This is a genomic window from Nitrosomonas sp. H1_AOB3, from assembly GCF_015709435.1.
In the GTDB taxonomy this organism is placed as follows: domain Bacteria; phylum Pseudomonadota; class Gammaproteobacteria; order Burkholderiales; family Nitrosomonadaceae; genus Nitrosomonas; species Nitrosomonas europaea.
This window is the reverse complement of record NZ_CP054389.1, coordinates 930,931-951,691: the sequence shown is the minus strand read 5'-3', so window position 1 is coordinate 951,691 and position 20,761 is coordinate 930,931. Positions and strand designations below refer to the sequence as shown.

Here is a 20,761-nt window from a genome sequence, read left to right as displayed (position 1 = left end):
CCCTTAAAATTTTCGGTACATTTATCCGGAAAGTGGAGACAGCACGATATAGATAAATGTTATTGCTGAATACACACTCCGCCGGACAGTCCGCAGTACCCACAGCAACAAAGCTTAATAAGCGAGCACCAACGCCATTGAGGAATAAATTTTCTGATCGGGAGTTAGGATAGCTCATATCCTTATAATTTTATATTTGATTGGCATCAAAAATTTCTGTGACTATCCTGATGTCTTTTATATAACAAAATACAATATGTAATTAATTTAATATTCTTTTGAATTATAAAAATAATTGCTATCCTTGCATACTCTTATTTAGAGAGTGATGTAACGCAAAACTAAAACAGACGCAAACGGTTTTTTTAATTGATTTGTCCATACCTACAAAATATTCAGGATATGTTAGTTACCCGCTGGCTATCCTATTTCTACGTATTTCTACGTGTGAAAAACTTCCAAAATATAGAATAAAATGATGGCATCACAACTCTCGAGGGGCACACTGACTGCGGAACAGTGGCAACTTGTCGAGGCACTAGGCTCTTCGCTTACGCCAGAACATGCATACTGGATCAGCGGCTACTTTGCCGGCCTCGGATCAGCTTTGTTACGCAGCAGCGGCACAGTCTCCCAGTCGCCGGATGTATGCATTCCTCCAGTAGTAACACAAGCAGAACCCATTGCAGCTCGTTCACTTACCATTCTTCACATCAGTGAAACCGGTAACAGTACCGAGCTGGCAATCCGTCTGGCAGCACTGGCCGTTGAGCAAGGACTCAGTCCAACACTCGTTGGCATAGCTGATTACAAAGTTCGCAAACTCAAAGAAGAGCAGGATCTGCTGATTATTACCTCCACTCATGGAGAAGGAGATCCACCTCAGTCCGGAATGGAATTTTTTGAATTTGTCGAGGGGCGCAAGGCCCCCTCACTATCCGGGTTGCGTTATGCCATACTCGCACTGGGCGACATGAGCTATGAACATTTTTGTGGCGCCGGTAAACGTCTCGATGAGCGTTTTGAGGCCCTGGGTGCAAAACGGCTGCAACCACGTGTCGATTGTGATGTGGATTACGAAGATCCGGCAGCTGTATGGAGTACCGGTATACTGGCATTGCTCGCCGCCGAACAGGCATCGGCCATATCATCAGTCGCATCACCATCAAAGACAACAGGCGGTACTCAGCAAGCTAACAATTCAGTTTATAGTAAACGAAATCCTTTCCCGGCAACTGTCATTGACAATATTGTTCTCTCCGGTCGAGGCTCGACCCGGGAAACACACCATATTGAAATTTCACTTGCTGATTCCGGCCTGACCTACGAACCGGGTGATGCATTAGGCATCGCGGCTCATAACGACCCCGCAATGGTTGAAGCACTACTGGCTGCGCTCAACATGAATCCAGACGCACCACTCACTGTAAAGGGTCAGACAACCACTCTCTTTGATGCACTTGGCAAATCGTTCGAAATCACCACAGCAACGCTGCGTTTCCTTGATCACTGGGGAGAATTGACCGGCACGACTGATATTTTTTCCGCAATGGATAATACCAAGCGCGCAGCATTCCTTCATGATAATCATATAATTGATATCATTCGCGCCTATCCACTCAAGGGCCTTGATCCGCAGCGTTTTGTCGATGGACTGCGTCCGTTGCAGCCGCGTCTCTATTCCATAGCCTCCAGTTTGTCGATCTGTCCTGATGAGGCACATATCACTATTGCGCCAGTACGCTATAAGCTGCATGGGGAACCTCGCTCAGGTGTCGCCTCCGGTCATCTGGCAGATCGGGCTATAGCTGATTCCGTATTACCGGTTTATATCCAGAGTAATCCTCATTTCCGTCTGCCATCCAACGGTGAGCCGATCATCATGATCGGTGCCGGGACCGGCGTGGCACCCTATCGTGCCTTCATGCAAGAGCGTGAAGCAAATGGTGGTGGCCGTTCATGGATGTTTTTCGGTGAACGTAATTTCCGTACCGATTTTCTTTACCAGACCGAATGGCAGGACTGGCTGAAGAATGGTGTCTTAACAAAAATGGAAGTCGCCTTCTCACGTGACGGAGCAGAGAAGGTCTATGTACAACATCGCATCTATGAGCATGCGCACGATGTCTATGCCTGGCTGGAAGAAGGCGCCTATATTTACTTATGTGGCGACGCTTCGCACATGGCACCCGATGTTCATAACATACTGGTCACCGTTATTGAAGAACAGGCAAGCGTTCAACGTGAGGAAGCAGAAGAATATCTTCGCGATTTGCAACGCGATGGGCGCTATCAGCGCGATGTTTATTGAGAATATAAATGGCAAATACCCTTCCCCCAACTGATCGCAGTTGCGATATATCCCAACCGCTTGAACGGCTGAGTCCGGACGAGTCACTCAAGGCTGAAAGTGATTATTTGCGTGGCACAATCGCACTTGGTCTGTTGGATCGCATTACATCCGCTGTGCCCGGCAACGATATCAAGTTGATGAAGTTTCATGGTATTTATGAACAGGACGATCGTGAGATTCGTGATGAGCGCCGCCGCCAGAAACTGGAACCCGCTTTTCAGTTCATGATTCGTGTACGCTTGCCGGGAGGCATTTGTACGACCGAACGCTGGTTAAAGATCTCAGAACTGGCCTGCGCACATGGCAACGAAACATTGCGCATGACTACTCGACAGACTTTCCAGTTTCACTGGGTGCTCAAGCAGAATATCGTTCCGTTGATCCGTGGCCTTCACGAAGTATTACTTGATACAGTAGCTGCATGCGGAGATGATTCACGTGGAGTAATGGCGACTGTCAACCCGCAATTCCCTGCACTGCAGGCAGAACTTGCAGCACTGGCAAAAACAGTGAGTGATCATGTCATTCCCAAAACCCGGGCCTATCATGAAATCTGGTATGGCGAAGAACGGATTGCTTCGTCCGAACCGGAAGAGCCATTCTACGGGCAAACCTATATGCCCCGTAAATTCAAAATCGGATTCGTAATTCCACCCAATAATGATATTGATATTTATGCCCAGGATCTGGGTTATATCGCCATCATTGGTGAAGACGGGAAAATAGCAGGTTTCAATGTTGCAATCGGTGGTGGAATGGGGCGTACCGACAAGGCGCCACATACCTATCCTCGTACTGCATCAGTCATCGGTTTCATTACGCCGGACAGACTTATTTCTGTTACCGAAGCTGTCATGGGTGTTCAGCGTGACTATGGCAATCGTGCCGATCGGTCGCGTGCCCGCTTTAAATACACAATCGACGATAAAGGACTGGACTGGATCAAACTTGCCATTGAAGATCGAGCCGGACCGCTCGAATCGGCACGCCCCTATGACTTTACCTCCAATGCGGATATCTACGGGTGGATTGAATCGGGTGATGGATTTCATCACTTCACACTGTTTATCGAGAACGGCCGCTTAAACCGCGATATGCTTGATAAAATTGCGCGGATTGCACATGTTCACAAAGGGCATTTTCGCCTGACTCCCAACCAGAATCTCATGATTGCCAACGTTGCCACGGCTGACAAACCTGAGATAGAAGCATTACTAAGGGAAACAGGATTAATCGTCTTTAACGAGCGCAGTGTACTGCGTCTGAATTCAATGGCGTGTGTTGCTCTACCAACCTGTGGCCTGGCAATGGCTGACAGCGAACGTTATCTGCCCGATCTGATTACGAAGATCGAGGGAATCCTTACTCGGTACAACCTGCAAAATGAACCGATTACACTCAGAATGACAGGATGTCCCAATGGGTGCAGTCGCCCTTTCATTGCAGAAATCGGACTCACCGGCCGCGCGCCAGGTAAATACAACCTTTACTTGGGTGGTGGCTTTCACGGCCAGCGCCTCAATCGTCTTTACCGCGAAAATATCGGTGAACCGGCAATCCTTGAAACCCTTAACGAAGTACTTGGTCGCTATGCAACAGAACGGTTGCCTGATGAGCACTTTGGTGATTTTACGATTCGCGCCGGTATTATCCGTGAGGTAACGGAAGGACGCTTCTCGAATGACTGAGGAGCTTCTGCAGAACTACTTGCCAGCGATACTCTTTCCCTGATCCTGACAGCCTCTTATCAATACCTGATGATCATCCACCAGTCGAGATGATCATCAGGTTATATTCGGATTACAGCTTTGCGCCGGTCCCCACCAGTACTGCTGAGGTAATTTTGTAGGAGAAGGATTCCGGTTCCAGACTATCCTGCAGTCGCCCGTCAATTTCTGCATAGGGGTAACCGAAGAATGGCAGCTTGCTGATGGCGGCACTTACTTTGGTGGTACCGAGGTCAACATTCTCTCTTTCATTGAACGCCACCCAGTTCATCTCCCAGGAACCAAACAGCTTTTCCCTCAGCTGACTGATCGAATCATGGTTGTGTGATAACGATTCTGCCGCCATAACCCTGGCTACATCGGATGGATTTACCGGCACCCAGCCCAACCCGGAAAGATAAAACTCTGCCTGACAATGCTGGGAAGTGCTGATGTCACCCGACTTACCCAGATTTTTGTTCAATGCCGAATCACCGATACGGATGCCATACTGGATTCTGGCGGGGATGCCGGAGGCACGTGCCAGACCTACAAAGAGTGCATGAATATCCCCGCATTTTCCACTGAGATTTTCCTTCCTGGAAAGCAGACTTCGAAGATCTCCACTGCCCTGCCCACGCCCATTGATATCATAGGCCACGTTATTGATTACCCAATCATAAATGGCACGCGCCTGCTGCAAAGGAGTATGTGCATTGGCCGGGCTGGTCACAGAGCGCGCCATTTTTTTCACGGCATCATCCAATGGAATATGCTTGGTGGATTGTAAATAGCGCTGTATATTCTGGGGAATTGAAATTTTGGCAGGCGCCCGGTAGGAATGCAGATCAACAGTACGGTCAGCAGTTTTGACAATACTGCTTACCCTGACCGTACGCTCCTCCCCCTTTTGCCAGAGAGCAAAAAATACCTGTGACTGAGTACCCGGCAGCATATAAAAAGCTGAAGCCGTAGCTTTTCCGCTCCAGTTATTTCCCTGAGTGAACTGATAAACGGTATCACTTGCGTCCGGCAAAGGCAGCCACAGTTTTGCGACCTTACCCGATGCAGGCAGAGTAACCTGGTACGTTAACTGATAGCTACGCCATTTCTGGTTTGGGGGCAAAGATGCACGCGCAACAGCTGGAAATAAAGCAGCAGCTGCAGCACTCGACCCCACCAGCTTGAAAAAACTCCTGCGTTTCATACAACTCCTCATCAATGATAGTATAGAACCCGATAAATTTATCGCTACCGGCCAACCCGGTCAATTCTCAACAGCGCCATGCCAGACAATTCATTTCAGCTTTCTGCAATCGATATTACAACCGGATCAAATCCGGAATATACCATTTTATGGATGCACGGGCTGGGAGCCGATGGCAATGATTTCGTACCTGTTGTACAAGCGCTCGATTTACCGGAAATCCCGATCCGATTTCTATTTCCACACGCGCCTCAGCAGCCTGTCACCATCAATGGCGGGTACATCATGCGAGCCTGGTACGACATCCAGCACACTGATTTTAGTGCGCAGGAAGATGAAACCGGAATACGCAGATCACAGCACGCAATCATAGAGTTGATCGAACGTGAAGATCGACGCGGCATCCCACCCGATCACCTCATCCTGGCCGGATTCTCACAAGGTGCCGCCATGGCACTGCATACGGGATTGCGCCATCCGGACAGGCTAGCTGGCATCATCGCCTTGTCAGGTTATCTCCCACTTGCTCATAAGATTGAACGTGAAGCACATATCACCAACAGGATAACCCCCATATTCATGGCTCATGGCAACGATGACCCCATCGTCCCGATTGAATTGGCACATACCTCACTGCAACAATTACGTGAATACCACTACCCGGTAACCTGGCATGAATACCCAATGGAACATACGGTATGTGATCAGGAGCTGGTCGATATTTCCTGCTGGTTGAGAACCATCCTGAAATAAGAACAGATTCAGACAATGACTCATGACAATACCCACTATTCACATCGTACCGGCTGGTTACGGGCCGCAGTACTGGGCGCCAATGATGGAATCGTTTCAACCGCCAGCCTGATTATCGGGGTGGCCTCTGCTCACGCTGCTGCAGATGACATTCTCCTTGCAGGGGTGGCCGGTGTCGTTGCTGGCGCCATGTCGATGGCCGCAGGAGAGTATGTTTCCGTAAGCTCGCAATCAGATACAGAAAAAGCAGATGTCGCTCTCGAACAGTACCATCTCGATCGGGATATCGACTTCGAGCTGCAGGAGCTCACAGATATCTACATGAAAAGAGGATTGCAGCCCGAACTGGCAGCACAAGTTGCCCGGGAGCTCATGGCTCATGATGCACTCGATGCTCATCTCAGGGACGAACTGGGTCTGCATGAGCGAGTCAACGCAAAACCCGTCCAGGCTGCCTTCACTTCTGCTGGTATGTTCATCCTCGGTGCATCGATGCCTCTCGCAGCAACCATCGCCGCACCTGCAACAACCCATATCATTCCAGTCGTGGCAATCTCCTCCCTGCTTTCGCTGACTGCTCTGGGAACATTTGCAGCCTATCTCGGAAAAGCAAATATGTTGACAGGCGCTGCGCGCGTAGCTTTCTGGGGAGCGCTCGCCATGGCATTCACCGCACTTACCGGCACCCTGTTCGGAATCATTGCCTGAACATAATTCAATAGCAGAGAACACCGACAGTTTTTATCAAGATAAGGAGCATCATTTGGATCTGATTTTATGGCGTCACGCCGAAGCGGAAGATGGCATTCCCGATGCCACCCGCAAGCTGACCGAAAAAGGTTTGAAACAGGCACAAAAAATGGCCCGCTGGCTTGAGCCCAAATTACCAAAAGATACGCGCATCATCGTCAGTCCGGCTACACGTACACAGCAAACCGTCTCGGCACTGACCCACCATTTTGAAACCAGCGAGCAGGTAGGAACGAGCGCTACCCCGCACAGAGTACTCAATACAATTGCCTGGCCGGAAGCAAAAGGAACGGTGCTGGTAGTGGGGCACCAGCCAACTCTTGGCAAAATTGCCTCTCTCTTGCTGAAAGGAGATGAAAGTGGTTTCTCTGTACGCAAAGGTTCGATCTGGTGGTTCAGCAGCAAGCAAAAGGATGAACGGGAAAGCATCATCCTGCGCGCAGTGATGACACCCGAGATATTGTAAAGACCGGATCATTTCTTCCAAATAACATGGAAAAACGACCACTGACACCGATCTGGTGACATTGATTCATCAGTATCCTTGTTTTTCCCGAACCAGATCAAACCCCAAATACTGCTCCCATGAAAATACTGCCTTCCCTGTTTTCTCCCGCAGGTAAAAACTCAAAATTATCCATCGTCATTTACCATCGCGTTCTGCCGGAACCGGATCTGCTGACGGGAGAAGGTGGAATCGCACAGTTCGAAAAGGGATTGAGCTATCTGACCAACAACTTCAATATCCTGCCTTTATCTGAAGCAGTCAATAAGTTACGCAGCGGCACCCTGCCCGGCCGTGCCGCCTGCATCACGTTTGATGACGGCTATGCGGACAATGCTGAAATTGCACTTCCTATTCTGCAGAAACATGGCGTAACTGCCACATTCTTCATCGCTTCCGGCTTTCTCGATGGGGGAAGAATGTGGAACGATACCGTCATCGAATCGGTACGCCGGGCCAAAGGAGACAAACTGGATTTGAATGCAATCGGTTTGGGAAACCACGCTATCGCCACACTTGAACAAAGGCGGGAAACCCTGAATCTGCTGATCAACAAACTGAAATACCTGCCCCATGAAGCACGAGCCTCCCAAGTGGACAAACTCAGTACCATTATCGCCGCCGACCTGCCGGACAATCTCATGATGATCTCGGCGCAAGTTCGGCAATTGCACGATGCAGGAATGGAAATAGGCGGGCATACCCTCACCCACCCGATTCTCGCCAGCATCGATGATGCCGCCGCACGCACGGAAATAGCAGAAGGCAAGGCAAAACTCGAAGCTATTATCGATACACCCCTGCGCCTGTTTGCCTACCCGAATGGCAAACCGGGAAAAGATTACCTGTCTGCACACGTAAAAATGATCAAGGATGCCGGGTTTGAAGCGGCTGTTTCAACTGCATGGGGCGCTGCCCGACAGGATAGCGACATGTTCCAGCTACCACGCTTCACCCCCTGGGATCAAAGCGAATGGCGCTATGTACTGCGCATGGTACGAAATATGAGACAAAGAATTCAGACTGTGTAACGTTTATCGGGTCTTCCCCACGCCCGTGGAAATACTTCTCCGATCCGATATTCGCTAAAGTCACCAGAATAGAAATTGATGGATTAATTCGGTTCAATTCAATGTCTGGATAAACAAAACTCTCGTTATGATCATTCGTAATAACTCTAGTTTTTACAGAATAGATCCCTTGAAATCGCCCATAAAAGCCAATCCACTCAGAAATCCGGGTGAATCCCTGAATCACCGTCTTCAGAATATTTTCCTGGATGGTATCGTTCCGTATTTCATAGCAGCATTATGTTTTGTATTAATAGCCGCGTGGGAATGGATACGGTGGTATACACAAACATCACCAAACCCGGTTTTATTTACAGTGATGGCTATACCTTGTATCGCAACACTTCTATGGAAAATTTATAAAGGGCGCAAAGAAGTCAAGCGTATCAAGCTAGGTTTGGCCGGAGAACTTGCGGTAGGGCAATTTCTTGAACGATTAAGAGCCCAAGGAAGTCATATTTTTCACGATATACCGGGAAAAGGATTTAATCTCGACCATGTCGTCATCCACTCATCCGGTATCTATGTCATAGAAACAAAAACGCTTTCCAAGCCGGATCGTGGTGAATCAAAACTGGTTTACGATGGAAATCATATATTGAAGAATAGCACTGCGCTGGACAGGAACCCAATCACTCAAGTACGTGCAAACAGCAGGTGGCTCAGAGAATAACTGTTTCAATCCTCGCCCGGTCTGGTGACCGGGCGCTACGGGCAGATGGTTTACTACTCTTCCGATGGAGGGATGTTTCAATCCTCGCCCGGTCTGGTGACCGGGCGCTACATACAGGAGTAGTTATGTCATTAGACCGTTTGAAGTTTCAATCCTCGCCCGGTCTGGTGACCGGGCGCTACGTCAGAACGATTTGAGCCATCTTCTACCGCGAATGTTTCAATCCTCGCCCGGTCTGGTGACCGGGCGCTACGTCCTACCAAAGAGGATTGGGACTCTCTGTTTGTGGTTTCAATCCTCGCCCGGTCTGGTGACCGGGCGCTACAGGGAATCTAATCCAGTCGTCGGGTTCGTACTCTGTTTCAATCCTCGCCCGGTCTGGTGACCGGGCGCTACGACTTGATATGTAGATTATCCTTGGAGAACAGTTTGTTTCAATCCTCGCCCGGTCTGGTGACCGGGCGCTACATCCACGCTACAGCAATAACCCCCAGGATCGGGAGTTTCAATCCTCGCCCGGTCTGGTGACCGGGCGCTACAACCCACGCGGGATCGAGTTCCGTGAATGTCTCCGTTTCAATCCTCGCCCGGTCTGGTGACCGGGCGCTACTTTATGATAAGGACATGGATGTTCCAGCCCAACTGGTTTCAATCCTCGCCCGGTCTGGTGACCGGGCGCTACCCCTTTATCATCCTTGCGTGGTAGTATGTCCTTACTGTTTCAATCCTCGCCCGGTCTGGTGACCGGGCGCTACGATTAATCATCCCACGGTAATAAACCCTACCCCTGGTTTCAATCCTCGCCCGGTCTGGTGACCGGGCGCTACATCAGACAGACTCTGCTTACCAGTATGCTCCTTAGTGTTTCAATCCTCGCCCGGTCTGGTGACCGGGCGCTACCATAAGACAGTTCATCATTAAGTATCTCCTGACTGTTTCAATCCTCGCCCGGTCTGGTGACCGGGCGCTACTTAAAGGTGCCTCCATCCCTTTCAGCGATATCATGTTTCAATCCTCGCCCGGTCTGGTGACCGGGCGCTACCTGATGTCCTGTATGACGCCAGCAAGCTTAAAATGTTTCAATCCTCGCCCGGTCTGGTGACCGGGCGCTACGCCCGGCTATCCGGTGCCGGTAATGCAGCGGATGGTTTCAATCCTCGCCCGGTCTGGTGACCGGGCGCTACTTGTAAACGAGGCTGTAGTCCCCTCTGCTCCTCCTGTTTCAATCCTCGCCCGGTCTGGTGACCGGGCGCTACGCGATAATGGATGGTTAATCAGGAAGAAAGATGAGTTTCAATCCTCGCCCGGTCTGGTGACCGGGCGCTACATCGATATAGCCTACATCACAGATAAGGCTGGACAGTTTCAATCCTCGCCCGGTCTGGTGACCGGGCGCTACGTGGGCAAATCAATGTTTATAAAGCACTTATTATCGTTTCAATCCTCGCCCGGTCTGGTGACCGGGCGCTACGAGCAATCGACGGATACAGCGCCTTTGCATCAAAGGTTTCAATCCTCGCCCGGTCTGGTGACCGGGCGCTACATTGCTGTGATGATTCTTCCTGCTCCCCCCGATAGTTTCAATCCTCGCCCGGTCTGGTGACCGGGCGCTACCCGGATCTGGCCACTGACACTGCCTGGTGGCTGAGTTTCAATCCTCGCCCGGTCTGGTGACCGGGCGCTACTAGATTTCGATCAGTTTCTCTTCGGTAATGGCTTGTTTCAATCCTCGCCCGGTCTGGTGACCGGGCGCTACTTGGGTTGTTGCTTACATGGCTAAAAAAGTCGCTGTTTCAATCCTCGCCCGGTCTGGTGACCGGGCGCTACACATGCTTTTAATATTTTGAGGAGATTAACAACATGTTTCAATCCTCGCCCGGTCTGGTGACCGGGCGCTACCGGGACACACCGGATTGTGTATGCCCCGTCCGGGGTTTCAATCCTCGCCCGGTCTGGTGACCGGGCGCTACCATATGCTTTCAGACTGGCATGGCCGCAAGCGTTATGTTTCAATCCTCGCCCGGTCTGGTGACCGGGCGCTACCTAGCTTTCTGGACAGTTTCCCGTACTCCATAAGAGTTTCAATCCTCGCCCGGTCTGGTGACCGGGCGCTACCGTTTGATGATGTCCCGCCGGCCCAGCTTGAGGAAGTTTCAATCCTCGCCCGGTCTGGTGACCGGGCGCTACCGGGTTTCACCTTCAAGGATCGTTTCCTTGATTCAGTTTCAATCCTCGCCCGGTCTGGTGACCGGGCGCTACGCGTTGAACCGGAATTTGTGGTGGCCACCGTGCAGGTTTCAATCCTCGCCCGGTCTGGTGACCGGGCGCTACGCCCCCGGGGCTGGCAAAACGATTTACGCGGTATGGTTTCAATCCTCGCCCGGTCTGGTGACCGGGCGCTACCACCGAAAGAACAGGGCGCGTATTTCCCCGGCCGAGTTTCAATCCTCGCCCGGTCTGGTGACCGGGCGCTACGTTGTGGGTATGAGGCCAGTCGTTTTACGTGTGAGTTTCAATCCTCGCCCGGTCTGGTGACCGGGCGCTACGACGGCGAACTGCATATTCAACGCCCCGGCGGGGGTTTCAATCCTCGCCCGGTCTGGTGACCGGGCGCTACAGCGTTACGGCGTAACCCGCGACGAAAACTCATGGGTTTCAATCCTCGCCCGGTCTGGTGACCGGGCGCTACCCGGATCAGTAAGGGGTCTAACGTCAACCACGTGAGTTTCAATCCTCGCCCGGTCTGGTGACCGGGCGCTACGTGCAGCAGTCATCCGTGATTTATTACGACTAGCAGGTTTCAATCCTCGCCCGGTCTGGTGACCGGGCGCTACGCCTTACTTAACAGTTGTTTTGTTGCAACAAAATGTTTCAATCCTCGCCCGGTCTGGTGACCGGGCGCTACCCATAACCTTCCTAATGTAGGCGATTTCAAGGGGAGTTTCAATCCTCGCCCGGTCTGGTGACCGGGCGCTACGTATAGGGAATAACGGCATGGAGAAGTATACCGGCGTTTCAATCCTCGCCCGGTCTGGTGACCGGGCGCTACATCAAATACCTCACCAAGCATCGTCACCATGGGCTGGTTTCAATCCTCGCCCGGTCTGGTGACCGGGCGCTACTCCACAAGGAAGCTGCTAAGCTGGAAAACTGCTCGGTTTCAATCCTCGCCCGGTCTGGTGACCGGGCGCTACCTGGCAATCTCGCGATGGAGATCGAGAGTGGTAGAGTTTCAATCCTCGCCCGGTCTGGTGACCGGGCGCTACTTTCCTAACCCCACAATTGCAACCCCTTCTCATTTGTTTCAATCCTCGCCCGGTCTGGTGACCGGGCGCTACTAAGCAGAGATCGTCGGAGCGTAGAAAGCACCGAGTTTCAATCCTCGCCCGGTCTGGTGACCGGGCGCTACGATACACCAGCAACGATAAACATAGCTGTCACAGTTTCAATCCTCGCCCGGTCTGGTGACCGGGCGCTACGATATTTTCTGCTAGTCGTTACTGCGTAACTCTTTGTTTCAATCCTCGCCCGGTCTGGTGACCGGGCGCTACTGGCGTGGCGGTAAAGCGTACCATTTGACATGAAGGTTTCAATCCTCGCCCGGTCTGGTGACCGGGCGCTACACGGGGAACGACAGCTGAACACGTGGATATCCACGTTTCAATCCTCGCCCGGTCTGGTGACCGGGCGCTACTTGCCGTAACTGGTGTTGCTCATGCAGCACTTCCAGTTTCAATCCTCGCCCGGTCTGGTGACCGGGCGCTACTTTGTAAAACCAACAACAATTTCTTTCAGTTCTCCGTTTCAATCCTCGCCCGGTCTGGTGACCGGGCGCTACCAGCCGTTGCCCCGGTTCGTTACCTCGATCGAGTGGTTTCAATCCTCGCCCGGTCTGGTGACCGGGCGCTACAGTACAACTATAACTGCTTGATACATCTTTAAAATTCGGGCAATTTGCGCGAACGTAAAGATTTTCTCGGCTGCCGGTAACGAACAGTAGAAAAAGGAAGCTATTTTCCTGTTTGTTACCATACAGTTAGATGTAGCGCGAACTGGCCGGTATTGAGCCGGTGCTACAGGTTCGCGTTTATCAGATGGTGAGAGGTCCTTCAAAATCAATTGCCTTAAAATTGCCATACTCTTTTACATGGAGCTCCGCCGGTTCGGTCAGGCGATATAGCCGCAGATTATCTTCCTGTTCGTCTATTTCAGACAGTAAACGACGCTCCAGCTCCTCATACTGCATTAAATTGATACGACATTCAAATACAGATTTTTGCACACGTTGCCCGATACTTTCACATAATTTTGCAACACGGCGCAATCGCTTGCGACCTGCTCTGGTTTCCGTTGAAACATCGTAAGTAACAATGATCAGCATGATTATCTAACCAAGAAAGGAAGATAACCATCCATTTCACCGCGTATGACGCGAGCCATAAATCTTGCCTGAAGCTGCGGCAGCAAGCCAATAGGTACTTTGGTTTCAAGCAGAGGATGAGTAATCTCTTCCTGCTTGCGTTCCTGATAGGCAACGACTACAGTTTTTCTGGCTTTATCCTCAAGATGGACAGCACCACCTTCACGTACCAGTAAATCCTGATCGGTGATTTGTCCACGGTTGATCAGGGTCAGTGCCAACCGATCAGCCATGAACGAGCGGAATTCTTCCATTAGATCCAGCGCGAGGGCTGCTCTTCCGGGGCGCACTGCATGCAAGAAACCTATTTGCGGATCCAGTCCGACACTTTCCAGAGCAGAACGACAGTCATTCATCACCAGAGAATAAATAAATGAAAGCATAGCGTTGAAGCGATCACGTGGCGGACGGCGCGTTCGCCCGTCCATCGTAAAGAATTCACGTATATCTTTGCGTACAAGATATGGCAGAGCGGAAAAATAGGTTTTGGCCGCATCTCCCTCAATTCCGCGCACCTGATCAAGGTCTTTAGAATAAGGTAAGTTTCTGATCGAGGATGCCAGGGATTCTGCAGCATTACTCAATATTCTCTGATCAGTTTCATCGCTGCTTTCACGTGCTCCGCGCAGCAGCACCTGTCGTGCATTGCGTAATTTGCCGGCAATGATTGCTCGTGCAGTCGCCAAAGCGAAATTCTCATCGCTTGCCTTGCGATGCTGAGCCTGGCGCAATAAAACATTACCGCTGACTGCACCTTCCAGCCTTGCCTTGAAACGACCATTGGCATCTACCAGCACCAGGCTGATACCGTTGTCGGCACAACGGTGCATCAGAGCAGGGGAGACCAGCACGTTACCGAAGCATACAACTGAACCCAGATGGTGTAACGGTACCTGCAGCTTCTTTTGCCGCTCCACATCAATGCGCAGGGTATCATTCTCCAGATGTGCATAAGCATTGGGTGTCAGAATGTAAAGTGTATTGAGAATCTGGCGCATGATCTGCCTCGATCGGTTAATCGTCGATGGTGAACAATTCCATTTGTGCTGTCCGGTAATTCGATTTCTGTGCCAATACTTCCGGCTGACAGATATCCTTCAACGAACACTCCCTGCAGCGCGCATCATTTACAGGCGGTGGCAAAGTGCCAGACGCCAGTAATAAACGAATGGAAGCGACTGCTTTTTCCACCTGCGTGCGTAAGGTTGCCGTGATGGCTACTTCCCGTCGGCGTCGTGAGGAGTGATGATAAATTGAACCGTGCGTGATAGGTTTGCCGGTCATTTCCTCAAGGCACATTGCTTGAGCGGCGAGTTGCAGGTCGTCGTGTATCTTGGCCCGCTTTTTTCCGTGTTTGTATTCCACTGGATGGATTTTTCCATCCGGATGGAATTCGACTACATCACATTTACCAATTAACCCCAGTTGATCTGACCATACTGGTAATGAGCGTTCGCTGCGCACACCTTCGAATGTTTCGAAACCAGGATCATCTACCCGCTTGTGTACCGCATTGCCGCGCATGGTGTGAACATTTTCATCAAAGGCTTGTTCAAGATGGATCAATGCGCACTGGCGTGGGCAGTAACTCCAGTGCTGCAGTGCGGAAAGCATGATGGGGTCGTCATCGGTTCCGGCAGCCATAAAATTCACCCGACAAGACGCTGCAATGTTATTCCTTGTAAATCTGCATCATCGATCGTAACTTTGTAATCACCAAAAGCGCGTGCGGGTGTTTCGCTGTTTTTCTGTATCTGTATGCGCTCGAATAACTGATATGCAGGCGCATTACCCAGCTCGTTGTCATGTTTGAATACATACAGCCCCCGGGTTGACATCTCACCACGTGCAGCAGAACGGTCATGTTCAAACATGTTAACGAGCGCTTGCCACAGCAGCTTCAGATCTTCCTCGCCGAAACCGGTTTGGTTGGCCAGGTGAGCGGAGACAAAGCCGTGGGCGATATAAAGGCCGTAGGGGATGGTAAACTTTCGACCCATAGTGCGCTCTTTCTCCAGATCTTTTTCGTTAGTCACCGCCATACGAGTAATGGAATGTTCTGAGGCCACGATAGGATCGACAGATCGGGCGAAAGTCAGTTGTACTGGCCCACGTACTTGACCACAGTTAACTTCGGTGGTCATTACTGCACCAAAGGTGCGTATGTCATAAAAGTTCTTACACATAAAGCCGGTCACCTTCCTCGCATCTTCAATGTTTTTCGGAAGCTTCTTGGGCTCAGGCTTTAACTCAAAGGACTGGTAAGCTCTCTCATGAGTCTGATTCAGAACCGCCTTTTCCTTGACGTAGATTTCAAACGGTGGCTGTTCGCCTTTCACCAACCCGACGAAATTACGCACCTTGCGCTTGAGGCTGACATCCGTCACCAGTCCACGCCCGGTTTCCGCGTCTACCCGCGGCAGATTGCCCGCATCCGGGTCACCATTGGGATTGCCGTCCTTCACGTCGAACAGCAGAACAAAGTCGTAACGGTTATTCAGTGCCATAATGATTACTCTCCCTTATTGGTGGATTCGGATTTGGTGAAGAAGGCTTGCCGCTGATGGTAATAACCAATGGCGAAACGGCCCTGATTTTGCAGGTCGAGGTGCGCCGGAAAATCGGTGATTCCGTTCATGATTTGCCCAAGTAGCTTTTCGCAGTTGATCGCCTCGCCTTTGTTATCCAGCTTGGCGAGATGATGATTCTTCAGTTTGAGTAAGGTCGAAAAGACTGTGACGGGCGTACTCGATGCCGCGCCGTAATAGCGATCGCGGATCGTGGCATTAATGTTAGGGTTAGCGCGTTCCTGTGTGCGTTCCAGCACCGCGAACAGCCGACCCAACCGATAGGCAGTATTTGTGTTGTTTTCGTCGAGTGACACAGTGAGCTCCTCATTTTCAGAGTAACGATTGATGCACGCCTTGATGATGGCGGCGCGCGGATAAGTGATTTCCTGCTCGGCGCGGATACGGCGAACCGCTCCAGCAAGTAGAGTTTGCGGATAAGGTACCCCTTCGATCACGCTGCGCATCATGTCACCGCCGAGATTAGGCGGGATGTTTTCGGCCTTGCCCAGTGTGGCGGTTGCCACCAGCAGGCGGAACAGCGAGAGCGTTTCCGGTTCGTGCGGGGCGTGGGTGATGCGGAGGTCGTCGAAGTGTTTACGGATGTTAACGGCCAGTTCACCCACGGTTTTTACATGCCAGAAGCGGACGGCGATGCGAGCGGCATTGGGGGCAAGACCCAGTACGTAGAAGCGTGTGCCGTCGTCCTCGAAGCTGCCCACGCCAGTCTTGGGTGCGCTAAGCAGTGTGGCGATCGCATTGACGCCAATATCCGGGTTGTCCTTATCCGGCTCACCAAAGAAACCTGGAAACAACTCTTCCATTGGGTGACCCGGCGTAGCGCACCAGAAAACAGTCGAGGCATCGCCTACCTGGATGCGTTGCTTCGAACCCTTTGCCAGTAAATGATTGAGTGCCGTGGTGTAGGCGAAAGCGGTGCGCTTGCCTACTGGTGCATTGTTACCTTGCGATTTGCCGTAAGAGTCATACCCGGAACCTTTCTGAAAAGAAACCAGTTTTGCTGTTGATTTCGAGTCTTTTGAAGGCAAGGGAGTTGCCGGATGCAAAATTGCTATCGGGCCGACTTCGCCAGAAACAAGGCATTGCTCTATCTTATATCCATCCGTATCCTCAAGTTCTTTTTCTGCAACCGCAATTACTGCCGGGCGCGAACAGATCAACTGAGCAGGGGTATCTGTCGTCAGGCGGAAACTCACATTACCTGTGGTTTGTTGAATTTCTTGCCATAGCGGGTGGCTCTCAATTTGACTGAATTCTGCACGATCAACAAAACGATAAACTGCGTTAATACCTTCGTCCACCGTTGGGTCAGGGAAGCTTTTGATAATTCTTTCTTTGAATGAGGCTAATCGTTTTGAAGGTATACCGTCGTCAGCAACATCTTTTGGGGTGCGCATGCCAAATACGTAGCGAGGATGATCCCAAAGGAGAAAAGCTGTGGCCCAGGCATTCTGTCCAGTACGATCGCAGCTCTGTGGTGCGATAATAAATTTACCGCGTTTATTTTTTCCATTGCCTTCTCGCATATCGGTTAGATTGAAGAAGCGCCCATCTTTGTGTAGAACCACTACAAAGGAAATTTCGACCTGCTCCATTCCTGGGGGCGGCAAGCTATTAAGGTCAAACTTCCGCCTCCTGGTGTAATACTCGTTGAGCGCTTGCAGGATCATCCGCGCATCTCCTCACTATTCCAGGAGGGGACGTTCAGTACGCCGTTTTTCAGTTGCGCGCGGAAGAAGCGTGGTTGCGGGGTGGTGGCTGTCTTAGCGTAATCCATATCGTAAAGCATCCAGCCGAGATCGCGCGTTTCCATGATTGTGTCGATTTGTGGCTGAGCTGTATCCACCAGTCGGAAATTACAGGCAAACTCACGACAGCCGAGATAAGGCTGGTTGATGCATTGCCCTTTCCCGGCGCGGCGTTCGAACATATCCAGGAATTTTCCCATGGTGTTGTTCTCGTCCGCATTCGGCAGTAGCTCGAAATGGGCGTGAATGCGGTAGGCTACATCTCGTAGAAACAGCCCCGCACGTTGCTGGCGCTCGTCCTCGATGTTCAGCGCCAGGTTGCCTGAACCTTTGTTCATGGCCTCCTGTGCATTGCGCACCGAAATGACCGCACCAACTTCGTTACGGCGGATGGATACCCAGCGTATCGGCTTCAATACCTCAATCTTCGAGACATGCCAGCGGATGGCTGGCTTCCACAGAATGGATTCAAACACTGCACGGGCAGATGATGGTGTCATCACATCATAACTTACCCGTTCGACTTTCATCTCCGGGCGGGTGAAGCAGGCAAAATCGCCGGTGACTTCAAGACAGTAAGTTCTCATTTCCTCCCCTTGTTCAAGCGATGCCTTGCGCTGGTTCAAATACGACATCTTTGTTCAGCAGTAGCCCCAGTTGTGAGTGATAAAGCGTATCCGTTTGCTGGATATGGCATCCCTCAAAGATTTCCCTGATATCCCCGCTGGTCATTAGCTTTCTGCATTCCTGTTCGCGGATATTGACGGTATAGCGTTGCAGGCGACGCAAAATACCACGCCTTTGGTGCGGCTCCATGTTCTGGCTGGCTTCCAGTGCAGTGATGAGGTTATGGCTCTCGCCATAGTGCACGATAACGGCGGTTTGGCCTTCTTCCTTAATGAGCTGGAATTTGTCCGCGGCAGTGCGGAAGCTGAACTCGGCACGGCGAGCTTCGACCCGGTTGTGCATGTCCAGCAGGCCGATGATGTTTTCTTCATCTAAGCTGTTTAGACTGGCGTAGTAGTGACGAAAGTAGGCTTCGAAACGCTCGCGCGTAAGCAGGTCACCTTTTGATAGTCGCATGATTTCCTGGCCGCTCTGTTGAGCCTTGCGCAGCAGTCCGGGAGCAGCAGGCTTGGGTGGCACGAACACGACGACCTTGCCCATACCCGGCAGCGTGCCTTCACGATTGCAGCGCCCCGCAGCCTGTGCCACGGCATCCAGTCCAGCCAGTGCTCGATAAACCACGGGAAAATCCATATCCACCCCGGCTTCTACCAGCTGTGTACTGATGACGCGAGTGGAAATACCGTCTTTCAGACGTTGTTTGATATCCGCGATCACCTCGCTGCGATGCTGGCCGCACATCAGGGCGGAGAGATGGATGGTGTCCCTGGGCATCAACGCATGCAGCGCGCGGCAATCAGTACGGGAATTCACTATGCACAACACGGAATCATATTGCTGCAATTCTTCAGCAATGGATTCCCAAGTACGAGGTGCGTTGAAATCCCGTGGCAGTTCGGCTTCGACACGTTTCAAATCGGCATACAACCCATCCGGGTCGTCCATCAGCTCTTGCACACCCCTGAGACCGGAAAACTTAGGGCGCGGCGAGAAGGCGGGTTGCGTCGCGGTAGAAAGTACGAAACTCACTTTATAGTTTTGCGACAAATCTTGCATGACATGCAGGATAGGGGCGAGGAACTCCGGCGGCAGCAGTTGCGCTTCGTCCAGAACGACTACGCTGTTCACGATGTTGTGCAGCTTGCGGCAGCGGCTGGTACGGGCAGCAAACAGTGATTCGAAGAACTGTACGTTGGTGGTGACGATGATGGGGGCATCCCAGTTTTCCGTGGCGAGCCGCGAGCGTGAATCTTCCTTGTCGGGATCGAGATTGCTGTGGTGTTCAATGACATTTTCATCCCCGAAAATCTTGCGGAAAATTTCCGCCGTCTGTTCGAGGATGCTGGTGTAGGGGATGACATAAATCACGCGCTGTTTGCCATGATGCATGGCGTGATTCAGTGCAAAAGCCGTGCTGGAAAGGGTTTTGCCGCCACCGGTGGGCACGGTGAGCGAGAACAGGCCGGGCGGCAACGTGGCTTTCTCACAGCATTGGCGTAGCACTTCAGTACGGATACGGTTGACCGGAGAATCTGTTGCATTTGCTGTTTTGTCATTCATGTACTGGTCGAATGCGGACAGCAATTCATTCAACGCCGGATAACCCGCGCGCAAATCTTTCCTGCGCTCGTTCATAAAGGCTTCCGTATCCAGAAAGTCAGCATCCACCAGACAGGAAAACAACATCCTGATCCAGAGCGCGAGCGAGCCATCCTTAGGTGGGAGTGAAGCAGGGGGCGGCTGGTCGAGCAGGACGGCATCTGGCTCCGCGAGCCGAGCTTCTGTGAGATAGCCTTGAGCCTTTCCGTTTTCCAATCGCTGGAAAAGCGAAGCAGCTTCTCCATTCCAATCCGGCAGGCCGGCGTGGTGTCCGGCGATCAGGTAGGCAATGATGCGCCCCGGCATGCCCAATTTTTCAATGGCATGGATAGCGCCAGCGGTGGAATGATCGACACGCCCGGGCGCGCCTTCGATATGGGCCTCAGCATCATAGCCGCTGACAGATTTGATGTATTGCTGGAATTTTTCGCGGAATTTGCCGAGGTCGTGCCACAACCCGGACAAGCGCGCCCAGTCCTGACTATTGAAAACAGACGCAAATTCAGCTGCCAATACAGCAACAGCGAGCAGATGCTCTTCCAGAAAATGCTCGATCCATCTCCCATTCGGCAGCTGCCGCACATGCGCCAGATAAGTGGTATTGTTTTCAGCATTCACTTTCTCAGATCTCCGGGGTTGTTTCCTAGAAACAAGCTTTCCGATATTTTGCCGCACCCGCTACCCAACCTGATCAGGAAATAAGAGGAGAATTACTGGCTTTCTATGATGAATAGCTTTTTTGAATGTGGCCAGCTGGTGGAA

Annotated in this window: 15 protein-coding genes and 1 CRISPR repeat array; of the genes, 7 read left to right on the top strand and 8 right to left on the bottom strand. The window is 51.5% G+C overall.

Annotated elements, in window-relative coordinates; translation table 11 throughout:
• Positions 1–475: 475 nt before the first annotated feature.
• Positions 476–2,311 (top strand): assimilatory sulfite reductase (NADPH) flavoprotein subunit, encoded by a 1,836-nt coding sequence (locus tag HRU73_RS04555; protein ID WP_287399640.1) that lies wholly within the window; start codon positions 476–478, stop codon positions 2,309–2,311.
• 8 nt (positions 2,312–2,319) lie between these two features.
• Positions 2,320–4,041, top strand: a complete 1,722-nt coding sequence (locus tag HRU73_RS04550) for an NADPH-dependent assimilatory sulfite reductase hemoprotein subunit (RefSeq protein ID WP_287399639.1) — start codon at positions 2,320–2,322, stop codon at positions 4,039–4,041.
• Between the two features lie 112 nt (positions 4,042–4,153).
• On the opposite strand, the gene HRU73_RS04545 is transcribed toward HRU73_RS04550, so the two are convergent.
• Positions 4,154–5,266 carry a transglutaminase-like domain-containing protein gene (locus HRU73_RS04545; RefSeq protein WP_287399638.1) on the bottom strand — a complete coding sequence of 371 codons (1,113 nt, stop codon included), beginning with the start codon at positions 5,264–5,266 and terminating at the stop codon, positions 4,154–4,156.
• A gap of 78 nt (positions 5,267–5,344) precedes the next feature.
• Here HRU73_RS04545 and HRU73_RS04540 point away from each other — a divergent pair, with 78 nt between their 5' ends.
• The 5 genes from HRU73_RS04540 (at position 5,345) to HRU73_RS04520 (ending at position 9,017) form a co-directional block, all read left to right on the top strand.
• Positions 5,345–6,019 carry an alpha/beta hydrolase gene (locus HRU73_RS04540; protein ID WP_287399637.1) on the top strand — a complete coding sequence of 225 codons (675 nt, stop codon included), beginning with the start codon at positions 5,345–5,347 and terminating at the stop codon, positions 6,017–6,019.
• A gap of 15 nt (positions 6,020–6,034) precedes the next feature.
• Positions 6,035–6,727, top strand: coding sequence for a VIT1/CCC1 transporter family protein (locus HRU73_RS04535; protein WP_011111460.1), 693 nt, complete (start codon positions 6,035–6,037; stop codon positions 6,725–6,727).
• Between the two features lie 55 nt (positions 6,728–6,782).
• Positions 6,783–7,235, top strand: a complete 453-nt coding sequence (locus HRU73_RS04530; protein WP_287399636.1) for a SixA phosphatase family protein — start codon at positions 6,783–6,785, stop codon at positions 7,233–7,235.
• 119 nt (positions 7,236–7,354) lie between these two features.
• On the top strand, positions 7,355–8,305 hold the full coding sequence (locus HRU73_RS04525; RefSeq protein ID WP_011111458.1) for a polysaccharide deacetylase family protein: 951 nt from the start codon (positions 7,355–7,357) through the stop codon (positions 8,303–8,305).
• A 169-nt stretch (positions 8,306–8,474) separates the two neighbouring features.
• Positions 8,475–9,017, top strand: coding sequence for a nuclease-related domain-containing protein (locus HRU73_RS04520; RefSeq protein ID WP_050731241.1), 543 nt, complete (start codon positions 8,475–8,477; stop codon positions 9,015–9,017).
• Between the two features lie 2 nt (positions 9,018–9,019).
• Positions 9,020–12,927: direct repeats of the CRISPR family, unit length 37 nt; unit sequence GTTTCAATCCTCGCCCGGTCTGGTGACCGGGCGCTAC.
• Between the two features lie 180 nt (positions 12,928–13,107).
• Here the strand turns inward: HRU73_RS04520 and cas2 are convergent.
• The 7 genes from cas2 to cas3 are packed head-to-tail and all read right to left on the bottom strand — an operon-like array spanning position 13,108 to position 20,617.
• Positions 13,108–13,398, bottom strand: coding sequence for a CRISPR-associated endonuclease Cas2 (gene cas2 / locus HRU73_RS04515; RefSeq protein ID WP_011111456.1), 291 nt, complete (start codon positions 13,396–13,398; stop codon positions 13,108–13,110).
• Positions 13,399–13,400: 2 nt separating this feature from the next.
• The gene (cas1c, locus tag HRU73_RS04510; protein ID WP_287399635.1) at positions 13,401–14,435 is read right to left on the bottom strand and encodes a type I-C CRISPR-associated endonuclease Cas1c; all 1,035 of its coding nucleotides are present in this window, start codon (positions 14,433–14,435) and stop codon (positions 13,401–13,403) included.
• A gap of 16 nt (positions 14,436–14,451) precedes the next feature.
• Positions 14,452–15,081, bottom strand: a complete 630-nt coding sequence (cas4, locus tag HRU73_RS04505) for a CRISPR-associated protein Cas4 (protein WP_287399634.1) — start codon at positions 15,079–15,081, stop codon at positions 14,452–14,454.
• A gap of 5 nt (positions 15,082–15,086) precedes the next feature.
• Entirely contained in the window at positions 15,087–15,944 is an 858-nt protein-coding gene (gene cas7c / locus HRU73_RS04500; RefSeq protein WP_502709306.1) for a type I-C CRISPR-associated protein Cas7/Csd2, read from the bottom strand.
• Positions 15,945–15,949: 5 nt separating this feature from the next.
• Complete coding sequence (gene cas8c, locus HRU73_RS04495; protein WP_287399633.1) at positions 15,950–17,695, bottom strand: type I-C CRISPR-associated protein Cas8c/Csd1; 1,746 nt, start codon at positions 17,693–17,695, stop codon at positions 15,950–15,952.
• Positions 17,692–18,360 carry a type I-C CRISPR-associated protein Cas5c gene (cas5c, locus tag HRU73_RS04490; protein WP_287399632.1) on the bottom strand — a complete coding sequence of 223 codons (669 nt, stop codon included), beginning with the start codon at positions 18,358–18,360 and terminating at the stop codon, positions 17,692–17,694. The genes cas8c and cas5c overlap by 4 nt, the downstream gene beginning before the upstream one ends.
• A 13-nt stretch (positions 18,361–18,373) precedes the next feature.
• Positions 18,374–20,617, bottom strand: a complete 2,244-nt coding sequence (gene cas3 / locus HRU73_RS04485; RefSeq protein ID WP_287399631.1) for a CRISPR-associated helicase Cas3' — start codon at positions 20,615–20,617, stop codon at positions 18,374–18,376.
• Between the last annotated feature and the right edge of the window lie 144 nt (positions 20,618–20,761).